This is a genomic window from Lysinibacillus sphaericus, from assembly GCF_006864135.1.
In the GTDB taxonomy this organism is placed as follows: domain Bacteria; phylum Bacillota; class Bacilli; order Bacillales_A; family Planococcaceae; genus Lysinibacillus.
The window spans coordinates 282,828-297,477 of the sequence record NZ_SADV01000001.1; the positions used below are offsets into that span (position 1 = coordinate 282,828).

Annotated in this window: 10 protein-coding genes; 5 read left to right on the forward strand and 5 right to left on the reverse strand. The window is 35.1% G+C overall.

Annotated features, from left to right (window positions below):
* Nucleotides 1-44: 44 nt before the first annotated feature.
* The 4 genes from C7Y47_RS01315 to C7Y47_RS01330 form a co-directional block, all read right to left on the reverse strand.
* Nucleotides 45-1,679, reverse strand: a complete 1,635-nt coding sequence (locus tag C7Y47_RS01315; protein WP_255504962.1) for an amidohydrolase — start codon at nucleotides 1,677-1,679, stop codon at nucleotides 45-47.
* Between the two features lie 156 nt (nucleotides 1,680-1,835).
* The gene (locus C7Y47_RS01320) at nucleotides 1,836-2,492 is read right to left on the reverse strand and encodes a GNAT family N-acetyltransferase (protein ID WP_142507119.1); all 657 of its coding nucleotides are present in this window, start codon (nucleotides 2,490-2,492) and stop codon (nucleotides 1,836-1,838) included.
* Nucleotides 2,493-2,642: 150 nt separating this feature from the next.
* Nucleotides 2,643-4,064 (reverse strand): NAD-dependent succinate-semialdehyde dehydrogenase, encoded by a 1,422-nt coding sequence (locus tag C7Y47_RS01325; protein WP_142507120.1) that lies wholly within the window; start codon nucleotides 4,062-4,064, stop codon nucleotides 2,643-2,645.
* 61 nt (nucleotides 4,065-4,125) lie between these two features.
* Nucleotides 4,126-5,502 (reverse strand): aminotransferase family protein, encoded by a 1,377-nt coding sequence (locus C7Y47_RS01330; RefSeq protein ID WP_142507121.1) that lies wholly within the window; start codon nucleotides 5,500-5,502, stop codon nucleotides 4,126-4,128.
* Nucleotides 5,503-5,711: 209 nt separating this feature from the next.
* Between C7Y47_RS01330 and C7Y47_RS01335 the strand changes: the two genes are divergently transcribed.
* From C7Y47_RS01335 to C7Y47_RS01355, 5 genes are all read left to right on the forward strand, one after another.
* Nucleotides 5,712-6,623 (forward strand): LysR family transcriptional regulator, encoded by a 912-nt coding sequence (locus C7Y47_RS01335; protein WP_132360047.1) that lies wholly within the window; start codon nucleotides 5,712-5,714, stop codon nucleotides 6,621-6,623.
* 439 nt (nucleotides 6,624-7,062) lie between these two features.
* Complete coding sequence (locus C7Y47_RS01340) at nucleotides 7,063-7,860, forward strand: response regulator transcription factor (protein ID WP_142507122.1); 798 nt, start codon at nucleotides 7,063-7,065, stop codon at nucleotides 7,858-7,860.
* A 3-nt stretch (nucleotides 7,861-7,863) separates the two neighbouring features.
* On the forward strand, nucleotides 7,864-9,255 hold the full coding sequence (locus C7Y47_RS01345) for a sensor histidine kinase (protein WP_142507123.1): 1,392 nt from the start codon (nucleotides 7,864-7,866) through the stop codon (nucleotides 9,253-9,255).
* A 197-nt stretch (nucleotides 9,256-9,452) separates the two neighbouring features.
* On the forward strand, nucleotides 9,453-10,205 hold the full coding sequence (locus C7Y47_RS01350; RefSeq protein ID WP_142507124.1) for an ABC transporter ATP-binding protein: 753 nt from the start codon (nucleotides 9,453-9,455) through the stop codon (nucleotides 10,203-10,205).
* Nucleotides 10,202-12,724 (forward strand): FtsX-like permease family protein, encoded by a 2,523-nt coding sequence (locus C7Y47_RS01355; protein ID WP_142507125.1) that lies wholly within the window; start codon nucleotides 10,202-10,204, stop codon nucleotides 12,722-12,724. Before C7Y47_RS01350 ends, C7Y47_RS01355 begins: the two co-directional genes overlap by 4 nt.
* A gap of 1,041 nt (nucleotides 12,725-13,765) precedes the next feature.
* On the opposite strand, the gene C7Y47_RS01360 is transcribed toward C7Y47_RS01355, so the two are convergent.
* Nucleotides 13,766-14,650 carry a YwqG family protein gene (locus C7Y47_RS01360; RefSeq protein WP_255504963.1) on the reverse strand — a complete coding sequence of 295 codons (885 nt, stop codon included), beginning with the start codon at nucleotides 14,648-14,650 and terminating at the stop codon, nucleotides 13,766-13,768.

A 14,650-nucleotide genomic window follows, 5' to 3' on the forward strand; every position in this document is an offset into this window, starting at 1 on the left:
TTTCACTCCCCGAATAGTAATAAAAAATGTTCCCGGTAAAATGATCAATTAACTAAAATAGTAGGATAGTAGACTGATTCACTATAAACAACTTCACCATCCATAATTGTTAACAAAACTTTCGTTTGAAGAATTTCTTTATGTTCTACTTCAAAGAGGTTTTTATCTAGTACAATAATATCTGCTAATTTTCCAACTTCTAATGTACCTAAATCTTTTTCTCTGAATGTGCTGTATGCTGAACCTTTTGTATACGCTTTCAACGCTTCTGCGAGTGTTATCTGCTCTTGACTATTCCACTCATAATCACCAGTAAAATCTAGTCTCGTAATCGCATGAAAAATTTCTTTAAAAGGATCTAATGTTGCTATTGGATAGTCTGTACCAAGAGCAATATACTCGACTGCGTCGTATAACGTTTTACATAAATACGTATAAGGGTCTTTCTCTTTACCGACACGCAAAGTATGACTTTCTTTTGGCATCAATGCTAGATGAGAAGGCTGTACAGATGGAACAACCCCCAATTCTTTAAATCTCTGAATATCTGTCGGATGAATCACTTCAATATGCTCTAGCGCATGTCGTGAATCTCTCACACCATTCTCCATCCTTGCTGCTTCAAATATATCTAGAGCAAGCCTAACTGCGCCATCACCTATTGTATGGAAGCGAATTTGAAATCCTTCTTTGTCCGCTTTTGTCACCCAATTTTTGATCGTTTCTACAGGAAAAGTAGTACTCCCTCGTGTTGTAGGTTTGTCTAAGTAAGGATCTAACATGTATGCGGTATGTCCAGTTACAACGCCATCAATAAACTGCTTAAGTCCTGCAAGCTGTAATTTTTCGGAATTGTACTTTTCACGCAAGCTTATCGCTCTATCTATATCATCATTTAACTCAGGGTAAAGATGAATGCGAGTCGTAAGTTTTCCAGCTTCATCATATGCCTTATACATAGCGAAACTATTTAACTTATCAAAACTACTTGCAAACAAATCATTTACTGATGTAATACCTAATTGAGCTGATTTTTTTAAGAACTCTTCAAACAATTCTTCTTTCCGTTTATCTGGAAATGCGAGAGCAATATCCACAACTAAATTCATTGCTGTTTCAAGAAGAATACCTGTGATTTCATTATTTTCATCTTTTTGAATCGTACCATTAGGAGGGTCTTCAGTTTCATTTGTAACCCTTGCATTTTCAAGTGCCAAACTATTAACCCATGAATAATGACCTTCTGCGTGAAAAAGAATAATTGGGCGATTAGGAACTACTTTGTCTAAAGAAAAACGTGTCGGCAAGCATTTCTCTGCCCAATTTGTATGATCCCATCCATAGCCTATAATCCACTCATCCGCATGCACGTTTTCCGAAAATTGTTTTACTAAACTAGCAACCTCTTCTTCCGAATGAGCATCCGATAAATTGATACTTGCATGCGAGAAAAGACTACCAAACATGAGATGAAGGTGCGCATCATGAAATCCTGGCATAATGAGTTGGTTGCCATAATGATATTCCTTCGTGTCTAAACCTATAAATGGTGTTATTTCCTCCATCGAACCTACCGCAATGATTTTATTACCTTTAATCGCAATAGCAGCTGGCTTTGCTTCATTTTCTAAACCTGTAAATACTACTTCACTCGAAATAACTTTATCAGCGATAACCACTATAACTCCTCCCTTTACCTAAGATTTACTTCTAATGGAACTCTTATAACAATCGATTGAAAGCGCTTACATAACTAAAGAAGTTAAATAATCGCAATTAACAATGGGCATCCACTGTTCGCCTATTAAAATAGGCGAACATAACGGACAAAAGACTCATACTAATTTAAGCTTGTAAACTGGATTTTTCCATTCCAAAAGTGTTGCATATTCTAATGACTCAACATCCCCAGGTAAATAGCCTGGCATTACTTTATTTAATACATATCCGTTTTTCAATTGGAATGTTAAAACAGGATCATATATTTTCCCTTTCATTACCTCTAGTACATACTCATCTGCACTCATCTGCTCAGCATATTTATAGTAATAAGGTATACGACCTCCTACTAAAATACTTTCTAAGTTAAGTTTCTCACATATTCTTTTTCGGCCATCATACAAATGACGTCCCAATTGTAACCCTCTAAAATCTTCGTGTACGCCAATTTCAATACCATATAGGTTTCTACCATTCGGGTTATGGTTTCGAATAAATCCTAAATCACAGATTTGAAAATATGAGTGACTATCTCCGTAATCTTCAAAATTTACAATTAGACTTAAAGCGGTTCCTACAATTTTACCGTTATATTCTAGACAGATTTGGCCTTCTGGAAACAACTCAATCTGACTTTCAAAATGCTCATATTTTAATGCCATATCAGGTCCAAAACACTTCATAGAAAGTGCGGCAACTTCAGCAAGATCCTCTTTTAAAATATTGCGGACAACTATTTCTTGTCCATTATTTTTTAAATTTACTTGAGACATAATAAATTCACCCTCTTATTTTATTGGAATTAAATTTAAATTAAAGTTTATTTTGTGTAAACTGTCTCCCAAACATTCTTTAGAAACTATGTATGGGAGACATGGAGAATGTAGATATATATTTGTTACCTAGATTAATAACATTATTTATTATTTTAAATAAATCGATACAAACTTCTTCTCCAAGTACTCCTCTAGTCCGTACCAACCACCTTCTTTTCCCATTCCACTTTCCTTCATCCCACCAAACGGAGCTTGTACAACCACTGGAGCTGGATCATTAATACCAACAATTCCGAACTCTAAAGCACGCATCATTCGTAAGCCTCGACCAATGTCTCGCGTATAACAATAAGCTGCAAGGCCATATTCAGGATGGTTTGCTCTTTCAACTACCTCTTCTTCCGTCTTAAATGTATAAATTGGTGCAACTGGTCCAAATGTTTCTTCTGTTGTAATCTTCATATTATCGCTTGCATATTGAATAACTGTGGGCTCAAAGAAGTAACCGCTACCATTATTTAATGTACATACATTACCACCCGCAATTACTTTACCACCATGTTTCACAGCGTCTTCTACTTGACTTTTCACTTTTTCAAGAGCCACTTTATTAATTACTGGACCGACATTTACGCCATCTTTTAATCCATTTCCTACAACTAATTTAGATACCTTTTCAGCTAACTTTCCTGAGAATTCATCTACTACAGTTTCTGCAACGTAAATCCGGTTGGTGCTGATGCAAGTTTGACCTGAGTTAATAAACTTAGACACTAAGATACCATTAACTGCTGCGTCAATATCAGCATCCTCAAACACAATATACGGTGCGTGTCCACCAAGCTCCATTGATATTTTCTTCACTGTATCAGACGAATCACGGATAAGTTTTTTCCCCACACGCGTCGAGCCAGTAAATGTGATTTTACGAACGTCTGGGTTACTCGTCATCTCGTTTCCAATTTCTTCAGCTGGGCCAATTACCAGGTTTGCAACTCCAGCCGGTAGTCCAACCTCATGAAAGTATTCGAATACTTTTATCGCCGAAAGAGGCGTTAAGTCAGCTGGTTTTAAAACAATCGTACAACCTGCAGCAAGTGCAGGTGCAATTTTTCTTGTAATCATCGATAACGGGAAATTCCATGGTGTAATAGCTGCACATACCCCAACAGGTTCGCGAATTACCATTAAGTGTTTATCAGCTGCAGATGCAGGAATTGTTTCCCCATAAATTCTCTTAGCCTCCTCTGCATACCATTCTAGATAGCCGATCGCACCTGCTACTTCACGAGTAGCATCTGGTAAAGGCTTACCATTTTCAAGTGTAATCGTTTCAGCTAATTCTGTTGTTTTTTCTTTCATCAATTGAACCACTTGAAACAGGTAGTTGCTGCGCTCATTTCCAGTTGTCTTACCCCAGAGTTCAAATGCTCTCTTCGCACTTTCGATTGCTTCTTTAGTTTCAGTTTTACTACCTGTAGCAACAGTGCTAATTATTTCTCCTGTCGCAGGATTTGTTACATCTAATTTATTTCCTGTATCCCGCCATTCACCATTTATATAAAGCACTAGAGAACCTCCCCTTTTTTAACTATAACCACCACTACTCAACTTACTTTATAGGAATAGTTTAGTTGCGTGTATTTTTAAAAGCAGTAATCGCATCGTCTATAATTTGAATCATTTTTCCAATTTCTTCCTTGTTAATAATAAGCGGTGGCGCAATTGCTACAATTTGGTTATATGCTCCAAGCGCTCTTACTATTAATTGACGATCGAAACATGCGTCAACTACCGCATTTGCTGGGAAAACAGTTGGATCAAACAATTTCCCACTTGTTGGATCTTCATAAAGTTCAAATGCAGCCAACAGACCAATTACTCTGCAATTTGTTACAATACTATGCTTTTCAGCTAAGTAATCTAAACCTTTTTTAAGTTCTTTCTCCATTTCGTTTACGTGGTCAATAATATTATCACGCTCTAGTATTTCAATGTTTTTCAGTCCAATCGCACAAGCAGTCGGATGGCCACTATATGTGAAACCATGTGGGATAACAGCATCGAAGTTAGCAATTGTTTCTCTAATTTCATCATTCATCATGACCCCGCCAAGTTGCGAATAACCACTCGTAATTCCTTTTGCAATTGACATCATATCAGGGACAACATTCCAGTTGTTTACACCAAACATTTTCCCCGTACGACCAAATCCACAAATAACCTCATCCGCTATGAAAAGGATATTGTGCTCGTCACAAATTTTACGAACTGCTTCTAAGTAACCTTCTGGTGGAATATTAACTCCGCCCGCACCTTGCACAGGTTCAATAATAATTCCGGCAATCGCCTCAGCACCTTCTCTTTCAATTGTTCCACGGATAGAATCTGCATAGTTCGGGTCACTTTTATCACCTAACTCGCTGTTTAATAGGTGGGCTGTTGCACGAACAACTCCGTCTATATTTGATGATGCGAACTTGTGGTATGCTGCAAGACCAGTAGCTGTTTGCGCTCCTATTGTTACACCGTGATAAGCATTCGTTAGCGCAATAATCTTTCTTTTTTCTGATTTTCCTTTAAGCTCCCAGTAGAAACGAGCTAATTTAATTGCTGTATCATTTGATTCTGACCCACCAGAAGTGTAGAATACACTATTTAAATCTCCTGGTGCTAATTCAGCTAATTTTTTAGCAAGTAGAATGGATGGCTCATTTGAGAATCCTTTAAATGATGATGCATACGCGAGGGTAGATAATTGACTATTACCAGCATCTGCAAGTTCTTGATTCCCATGCCCTAAGTTCACGTTCCAAAGCATTGACATCCCGTCGATGTATTCCACATCATCCGTACTTGTAACTGTAACGCCTGTACCTTTAACAAAAATAATAGGCGGTCCATTGTCAATTAAAGCCTTCGGATTTGTAGCTGGATGTAGCAAGTGCTTTTTGTCCAGTTTAGCTAACTCTACAGTTTTTGATTGTTGAGTAATTTTAGTTGTCATTGATAAAACCTCCATTTATAAATTAATAATTTGCGATTGGATGGATACACCTGGTATCAACTAACTTCAAACTGAAATACAATTCAGCTTGAATTTTTGAACTATTCTTAATTATGAAAATAGTATATCTTTACATTTTTATAATGTAAATTATAATATTTATATGGCTTCCATATATTTTATGAATACTAAAAGGAGGAGTTATCAAAATGAACCTTCATCGTTTACATTGTTTTATTACAGTAGTTGAGGAAGGTAGTATTACAAAAGCTGCTACTGCACTGCAAATGACTCAACCCCCCTTAAGTATTTTAATTAGAAAATTTGAACAAGAATTAAATGTCACTTTGTTTAATCGTTTAGGTAGATCTCTTGAATTAACACCTAGTGGACTATTTTTATATGAAAAAGGAAAAGAATTACTTGATTTATCTGAGAATACGGAGAAGAAATTAGTCGAGTTTCATGAAGGAATTAGAGGTACCGTGAAATTGGGTTGTACTACTTCAGCAAATCTATTTATTTTGCCAAATGTCTTAAAAAAAATTCAAAAGGAAACTCCTAACATAGTTACACATGTTCGCGAGGGTAATACATCATATATTTTAGAAGAACTAAGAAGTCATAAAATAGATATTGGAATTGTCCGAACTTCAGTGAGAGCTGAGGACATCCATACTTCAATATTACTAACAGAACCTTTACTTTTAGCTCTTCCACCCAACCATCATCTATGTGAAAAAGATTCTATTGATATTGCAGACTTGACAAACGAACGATTTCTTTTAAATACAACATCTTATGGATCAGGTGTTGCTGATGATGTGATCGAGGCATGTCAAAAAAGTGGATTTACGCCTAATGTCATTTACTGGGGGACAGAAACATTACCAACACTTATGATGGTAATGAAAGGCGCAGGAATTTGTTTTGTACCTAGCTGTTTCAAGCTACTTAATTCTCCTGATTTACCGGTACTTAGACCACTAGCAAATCCAGTGTTACAAACAAAACTTAATATAATTACACTTAAGGATCGTTACATGACCTCAATTTCCAAACGATTTCTTGCGATTACCGAAGAGGTTGCAATGAAAATGACAAGCATTTTCAATGATTAATGTGATTTAAGTTATGGCGTTCAAGTTAAAATGCTCGGTAGATAATGCATAATAAGTCAAAATAAGATTCTCACTTTAACATCAGTTAAGATAAGAGTGCTTTAAATTACCACCTGCTAAAGTAGGTGGATTTTGTCATGAATGTCCACGACTAAAGTCTTTTTTATCTAACGCTGAAACCCTTCTCAAAACTCCTAATTCAAGTACCTAATATTAATTAAAATACCCAATATATATAACAAACGTACAATAAATTCACATTATTCATCAACACAATTCCCTCATATGGTTATATTTACAATATAATAGAAATTATACTGGTGATGAGAAAAAACAAGGAGGCAATTATATCAAGCACCATCACCACGCCCAGGTACCTTACCAATTCTAGCAGCTAACCCTAAATTAATTGAACAAACCCTGTATTCTAATTGGAAGTATGCATAATATAGAATCTTATGAAGGTTGGTGTTTACAAAGAAACAAGGTACCAAACCATTGTAGTTTTAAATTATTAGAAGAGGTGATTAAAATGCCTTTTAGGAATATTTTAATTGTTGATGATCATATAGAAATTTTACAATTGATGACTGATTTTCTAGAGCTGGAAAATTATATAGTTTATAGTGCTCAAAATGCTGAAGAGGCAGAAACACTGTTACGTCAGATGACAATAGATTGTATTATTTTAGACGTTATGCTGCCTGATATTGATGGCTTTACACTCTGCAAGAAAATCCGAAAAGAATCAGAAGTTCCTATTTTATTTTTAAGTGCCAATCATCAAACCGATACGGATAAAATAAGAGGTCTCATGCTAGGAGCTGATGATTATATTGTCAAAACAGCAAGTCCAAGTGAAGTCGTGGCAAGGGTCAAGGCAGTTGAAAGAAGAATAGCTATACATTCTCGGAAAGCTATAGATGTGCAGAGGGTTTTATCTATAGAACAACTTGAATTAAACCAAGACACGAGGTCAGTGAAAGTAGGACAACAAGCAGTAGAGCTAACAACAATTGAGTTTGATTTATTAAATTATTTTATGGAAAATGAGGGAATTGTGCTAACATATGAGAAAATTATAGAAAGAATATGGAATGACGATGTAACTGGGTTTCATAGTGTGCGAGTCCATGTTGCAAAATTAAGAGAAAAGCTAGCCCCTTTTGATACAGTTCCTGAAATAAAAACAATTAGATCCGTTGGTTACCAGTTGCATAAAGGAATGAGAGGATAAAAGATGCCAAAGATTAGTTTTAAGGCGTTTATTGCGTTGAGCCTAATCGTTATTGTCTTCACGCCAATCCTTTTAGCGAAAACAGCTACACGCCTAACAGACGTTTATTCATCCAAAGAAAGTCAAATATTCGATTTGGACTTGTGGGTGCAGGACAATATAGTAAATGCCGATAAAACACAGTTCGATAAGGAAGAATGGAAAAGCCAATTAAGAAAGAAAGCCGAAGAAGATAAGCTTGATCTGTTCATTATTTTTGAAGATGATGAAATGCTTTATACTCAAGGAATGAAGGAAGCTGAAAATACTCAGCTTCATGAAGAGGTTCAAGCCCTTTCAGAAAGTCTCGAAAGGAAATCTAATTTAAATCTAGTTCCTTATATTGTTAATTCAGATGATTCGTTCATTGCAACGGTATATATTAACTACCCTATACCTGCTGAAGAACAAATTCAAAGTACAAATTACGATTTTGTTTTTTATATGGGTGCATTTTCCCTAGTCTCGATACTCTATATAGTATTTCTGCAAGTAAATTTAATGAAGCCATTGCGTGCTATTAATAAATCTTCACAGTTTATATCGAATGGTACATATAGCATAACTTTGCCAGATTCCTACATTAAAGAAATGAGCTACACGACTCATACCTTTATTGAAATGACTAAAAAACTCAAATTATCGAAGGAAACGAACGAAAGACTAGAAGATGAAAGAAAGCTCTTTGTGTCTTCCATTGTTCATGATTTAAGGACACCTATTTTTTCATTGCGAGGTTATTTGGAAGGCCTAATAAAAGGAATTTTTAAAAATGAACAAAAGAAAACGCAATATTTAGAAATGAGCATGAAGCAAGCAAATCATCTGAATGAATTGGTCACGTTTTTGGCTAATTATGCAAATATTGAAGGACAAATTAAACTCCAAGAAATAACAGTATTTCAAGTTAATGATCTGGTACAGGATTTAAAACAGATGTTATTTTTTAACCTTTCAGAGAAAAAACTTACGCTAGAAATAAATAATCTAACAAGTCAGCCCGCTGTTGGTGATTATATGTTGCTAAAAAGAGCATTTGAAAACGTGCTTATCAATTGTATTCGCTATAGCCCACCAACAGAGAAAATAGAAGTATTTGTTAGAGAAAGAGACAATTTTATAGAAACGATTATTTTAGACAATGGAAACGGGTTTGCTGAAAAGGATCTTGAACACATTTTTAAACCTTTATATAAAGGGGAAGAAGAAAAGTTTAGTGGAGGCCAAAGCATGGGCTTAGGTTTAACTATTGCACAGGTTATTATTCAGAAGCATATGGGAACAATCCAAGCTGCAAATGATGAGGATAAAGGGGCAAAGCTTGTTATAAAAATACCTAAAAATATCTTCGAATAAAATGATCTGAAAACATAAAAACGAAGGAAGCTATCTCCTTCGTTTTTTTGTATGGGTTAATATATTTTCAAGGTTATAACCTAGTTATTGTTTTATGAAATGGTGATATTTCTTGATAAAACCTTGATAATAGATCGATAGAAAATTGATTTACCTTGGCTATAATTCATACGAGAAAAAAAAGGAGGAGATTAAAAATGTCAGTTCTTAGCGTGAGAGGACTTTCTAAGATTTATGGCCAAGGTCAAAGTCAAGTAAAGGCATTAAATCATATTGAATTAGAAATTGAAAAAGGCGAATTTGTCGCAATAATGGGAACAAGCGGTTCTGGAAAATCAACCCTTTTAAACATGATATCTGGGTTAGATACTTATGATCATGGAGAAGTTCTGATAAGTGGTGAAAATATAAAAGGATATTCAGATCACGAATTGACTCGTTTACGCAGAGAAAAAATAGGGTTTATTTTCCAATTATTTAATTTAATTCCTGTATTATCTGTTTTAGAGAATGTTACCCTCCCAGCAATGTTAACTAAGGAGAACAAGCAAGAATTAGAAAAAAAAGCTACTGACTTATTAAATTTAGTTGGTCTAAGTTCTTTTATACAATCTAAACCTAATTTATTGTCTGGTGGACAACAACAGAGAGTAGCTATGGTGAGAGCACTTATAAATGAACCAGAATTAATTTTGGCAGATGAGCCTACTGGTAGCCTTGATTCGAAAACTTCTAAAGCAATGATGAATATTCTACGTCAATTTTGCGATAACCTTGGACACACATTAATTGTAGTAACGCATGATGCAAATGTAGCAGCTTATGCTAATAGAGTAATTTTTATGCATGACGGTAAAATTTGCGATACGCTACATTTAAAAAACTCAAGTTTGAAGGATAATGAAGTAGTTAGGATCATTGCATCTAAGATTGAGGAACTAAGCTTATGAGATTATTTATTAAAGCAGCTATTAAATCATTATTCAACCATAAGGCCAGAAACACATACTTAGTTTTAGGTATTTCTCTAGGTGTTGCTCTAATTGTAATCGTGCAAATATTATTAGCTAGTTTACAAGAATCAAATGAACAGACAATCAAAGATTTGCATGGAAATTTTGACATAGTAGTTGGTTATCAAGATAGTTATAAGTCACTTACTAAATTAGAGATTGATATGATAGAGGCGATAGAAGGCGTGGAGAAAATAAGTCCCTTCCTATATCCATACTTAAACAAAGAAGAAGAGTATGATATGTGGAGCGAACCAACTTACATTGGTTTTAACAATGATGAGCTAGCTTATGAATATCCGTTTGTATCAATAAAATCTGGTCATTTTCCTAAAGCAGAAGAAGCTTTAATTTCTCCCACATACGCTAAACTAAATAACTTGCAAATTGGCTCGATGATAGAAATGAATTTTCCACCACAAGGGAAAAGAGCGGTTAGGGTATCGGGAATTAGTGAAGAGCATGAAGCATTAACGAATATGGTCATTCTCGACTTTCATTGGCTTCAAGAAGTTACTTTAAACGATGGAATAACAACCGCATTGATTATTAAGTTAGATGATATTGAAAAGAAATCGGATGTTGTTCACGAATTGAGAGAGCTTAACCAGGATTTTTTTATTGATAATCGATTAGAGATTGATAATGAACGTAATAATATTGGAGGGCTTGGACCATTTGTTAAGGGGCTTAATATTGCCATTTACCTAATAAGTGCATTGATACTTATTAGTACAATGAGAATGTCCATTCAGGAAAAACAAAAGGAACTTGCAACGCTACGCCTATTAGGTTTTTGGAAAAAACACATTATGTTTTTAATTTTAATAGAGACGATGATAGTAGGATCAGTTTCTTTAGCAGTAGGAATCCTTGTTGGTATTCTAGTCCCCTTTCTTACATTTGATGTACTTTTAGGACTAATGAATATTCCAAATGCCGGTATTGTATTACCATACCACGATATATTATTTAGTTTGGGGATTTTTACAGTAGTCATTTTTTTATCTTCACTCATTCCTGGCTATATAGCAAGTCTTTCTCCACCACTTGTTGTTTATAGAGGTGCGAATAAGACACAAGGTATTACTAAAAGGTATTTCATTATTTGCTTGTTGTATGCGGTATTAATAACTATATTATTTGCCTTTAATCAGTGGCAGTGGCAATCAAGGTTTTTATATGTTATTAACGCAGTTTCGTTTATAGCGTTGATATTTATAACTATTCCTCTAATGTTTGTGTTATTTGAAAAAGGAATAAGTCTATTAGATCGAAAAGTAAAGGTTAGAGCAGAATGCTTATTAGCTACAAAAAATTTACTAAGGCAATTAGCCAGAAATGTACAAATCTCTATTATTTTCACTTTAGGTGTTATCATCTCTATTATAGGAATGGTGGTATTAACAAGTGTTAAAGACAACACGACTGAAACAATCATGGATACTTACCCAAATGACTTAAAATTAGTGTCTGTGGTATCAGAAAGAGAAGAGGGATTTCCATTTTCATTCTATGAACTTGTCAGTGAGAACCCTAATATAGAGGCGCATTTTTACACAAATGTAAAGCTGTTTGATACGATGAATCTCCCTTCAAAACAAGGTGAAGTGATACTAGCTCTTAGTGGGACTGATTTACAATACAGCATAGATAAAAATGAGGTTAAGATAAAGGACGGTATTCATCTAGAGGAAGAGTTGAGTCCTAACGGCGTTATGATAACAGAGTCTACTTCAAAGAAATTAGGCTATCATTTAGGCGATATAATAGAAGCTGATATGTCTGAAAATATGGATGTAGTGGATAAGAAAGAATTTATCGTAGAAGGTATTATAACCAATTCAGAGCACATGAGTGACGACTACAAAGTATTCACTACTAAAAAAAATATGGAAGATATGTTTCATATTCATACTCTTTATAGCGTAGAGATGAATATAACATCAGATATAGACCAACAAAAAACATTGAAAGATGTTCAATCTCTGATCCAACAACCGCAGTATGCTAATACTATTTTATATAATAAAGCAGAAGAATTGAATGACTTAGAAGAACAATTGTTACAACGCTTTTTCATTTTATTTCTAGCTGTAGGATTAATAATTATATTTACCATCATCGGGTTAATGAATAGTACAGCCAGTAGTATTAAGGAAAGAATCCAAGAATTAAGTATGCTCCGTGTACTTGGTTATACAAAGAAACGGTTATTTTCGATATTAATGATTGAAGGAGCCCTTTTAACAGGAACAGTTGGAATATTTGCAGTAGGGCTATCGATGATTTCCACATACTGTTTGCTTCAAAGTTTAAATGCTACAACATTTCCGTCAATGCCCTTACTACTGGGAGGTATAATTGTTTTTTCTCCATTAATAGGTATGGGAGCAGTTTTATTTCCTGCTATATGGGCAACGAGGCAAGATGTGATGAAGGGATTACGCGTATAGCTTTTAAATACTATTATAACAGTTGAATCTATCCTTAAAAATAAGAAAGATGGAGAATGACTATTCCTCCTCTTTCTTAGATTCGATGATTCCATCAGCAACGCTTTCTGGTGCTATGTCAAGAAAATGGACACAGAAAATTGAGATTTTTACTTTCTCCCTAGCGCGCTATGGCTTGCTAGTCTCACAAGTAATTTTAAGGGACGTTATCCATAAATTATTTGTGAGATTCAAAGGGGTGAATCCCTTTGTTCTCTGTAAAATTTCAGAATATCGTTAAGCAATTAGCCACATATAGTTTGTATAAGAACGGATACGTTTATAGTTATAGAAACTAACGATGTATAGCAACAAAATCAATTACAAGACAACAATAATCTAGCTCTCAAACAATCAAACGCAACTGTTGAATAAGCTTCATTTTCTTATTCCCCTAACAGTTAAAAAAGAATAGGGCTTGTGTTTATCATTGATTTTCATATATGCAAGCCCTTTTTTGTTCTCACAAGCTCACAGACAACTCTGTTGCTCCAATCAGACAACCTATGTAAATGATTCCTCTGCTTTACTATAAATCCTCAAAGGCTCGTTATACATTTCTATGTGCTTGCGACTGTTGGTGTAAGCTCCTTCAAAGCTAAGGATTTTTAAATAAGCTCATATCGCCAACGATAACAGTCAAACACAGCCGTTACAAATTTACCATTTAGGAGGGATTCGAACCCCTAACCTCCTAATGATTTACAAAATCACTCGTTTTCTAAGGCTAAATCAGTTGATTAGTTTGTCTAAAGCCAGTAAAAGATGGTCTTTATCGTACATGTGTTAATAAAATTATCGATTCTTTTTATATCTTGACAAAATGTATATAAAAAAAATAAAAAATCTCCCCATCTCAGTATATGATTTGAAGAGATTATAGTTTAGATTTCACTTAATTTCTATTGACCATATGCTAACAAGCGATGGACATTTCTTAATCTTGCAAACTATAGTCCTGAATCAGTGGCTTTTGCCTATAACTATAGTACAATAATTGACTTAACTTGAATATAGGGAGCAATAGGTATTTGTAAAATTGCCCGCGAGCAGATCTTCCTTTCGAATATAGAACTGCAATTCCCCAGCGTCACACCAGCAGAATCCCACATCCTGATCGGAGTCTAGCGCAAGCAATACTAACGTATCCTGCACTTCCTGCTTCGCTCGAATAGAATCACCTTTGAAGTAATCCGTAATCTTCTTTAACGCTGAATCCATTGAATAGTCATACTTTTTGCCTATCAACAGATGAAGAGCTGCTTCGTATTCACAATCCCCATGCTGGGTAGATGGATAACCGAACATTGCAGCCAGATCACTTGAGTTATCTTCATTCAACTCGAAGCATAGCTCTTCATACTGATCATAATCATGCTCATCGTCTTCCACTATATCGTAGTCTACATAACCATAATTGGGAAGTTCCATCATTGATTTAGCGCTCACACGGTATCCGGTAAAATCACCCTCAATGGCTGTCACTGCGGGTGAAGGGTAACGTTTAGCTCCTTCAAGCTTGTCTTCTGATAGATATATCACCTTATGCTCGATTCCATACGCAGGTTCATCCACTCCTATGAAAAAGTACAATATGCCTTTTACAGGTAGCAGTGCTGCTACATCATGTGGTGCCAATTCACTTAAACGCAGCTGGGCCAAGAATTTCATTGGAGTTCCATCAGAATTTAACGGCCATTCCACGTTTGCAGGAAGATCTGGATCGCCCCCTATACGGGATGAGCATATTTCATTGTATGTTTCGATCTCTTTCTTGGACAAGCGAATACCTTGACGTACAGACTCTTTCAAATAATCCATCGCATGTTCAAACTGGTATTCGTGAACAATTCGCTCAAGTTTATTTCGGTTGTTATTATTTAGCAA

Bases quoted from the DNA above. Each gene is read 5' to 3' on its own strand.
- C7Y47_RS01330 (WP_142507121.1), bottom strand. From the start codon at position 5,502: ATGACAACTAAAATTACTCAACAATCAAAAACTGTAGAGTTAGCTAAA.
- C7Y47_RS01350 (WP_142507124.1), top strand. From the start codon at position 9,453: ATGTCAGTTCTTAGCGTGAGAGGACTTTCTAAGATTTATGGCCAAGGT.
- C7Y47_RS01345 (WP_142507123.1), top strand. From the start codon at position 7,864: ATGCCAAAGATTAGTTTTAAGGCGTTTATTGCGTTGAGCCTAATCGTT.
- C7Y47_RS01335 (WP_132360047.1), top strand. From the start codon at position 5,712: ATGAACCTTCATCGTTTACATTGTTTTATTACAGTAGTTGAGGAAGGT.
- C7Y47_RS01320 (WP_142507119.1), bottom strand. From the start codon at position 2,492: ATGTCTCAAGTAAATTTAAAAAATAATGGACAAGAAATAGTTGTCCGC.
- C7Y47_RS01340 (WP_142507122.1), top strand. From the start codon at position 7,063: ATGCATAATATAGAATCTTATGAAGGTTGGTGTTTACAAAGAAACAAG.
- C7Y47_RS01355 (WP_142507125.1), top strand. From the start codon at position 10,202: ATGAGATTATTTATTAAAGCAGCTATTAAATCATTATTCAACCATAAG.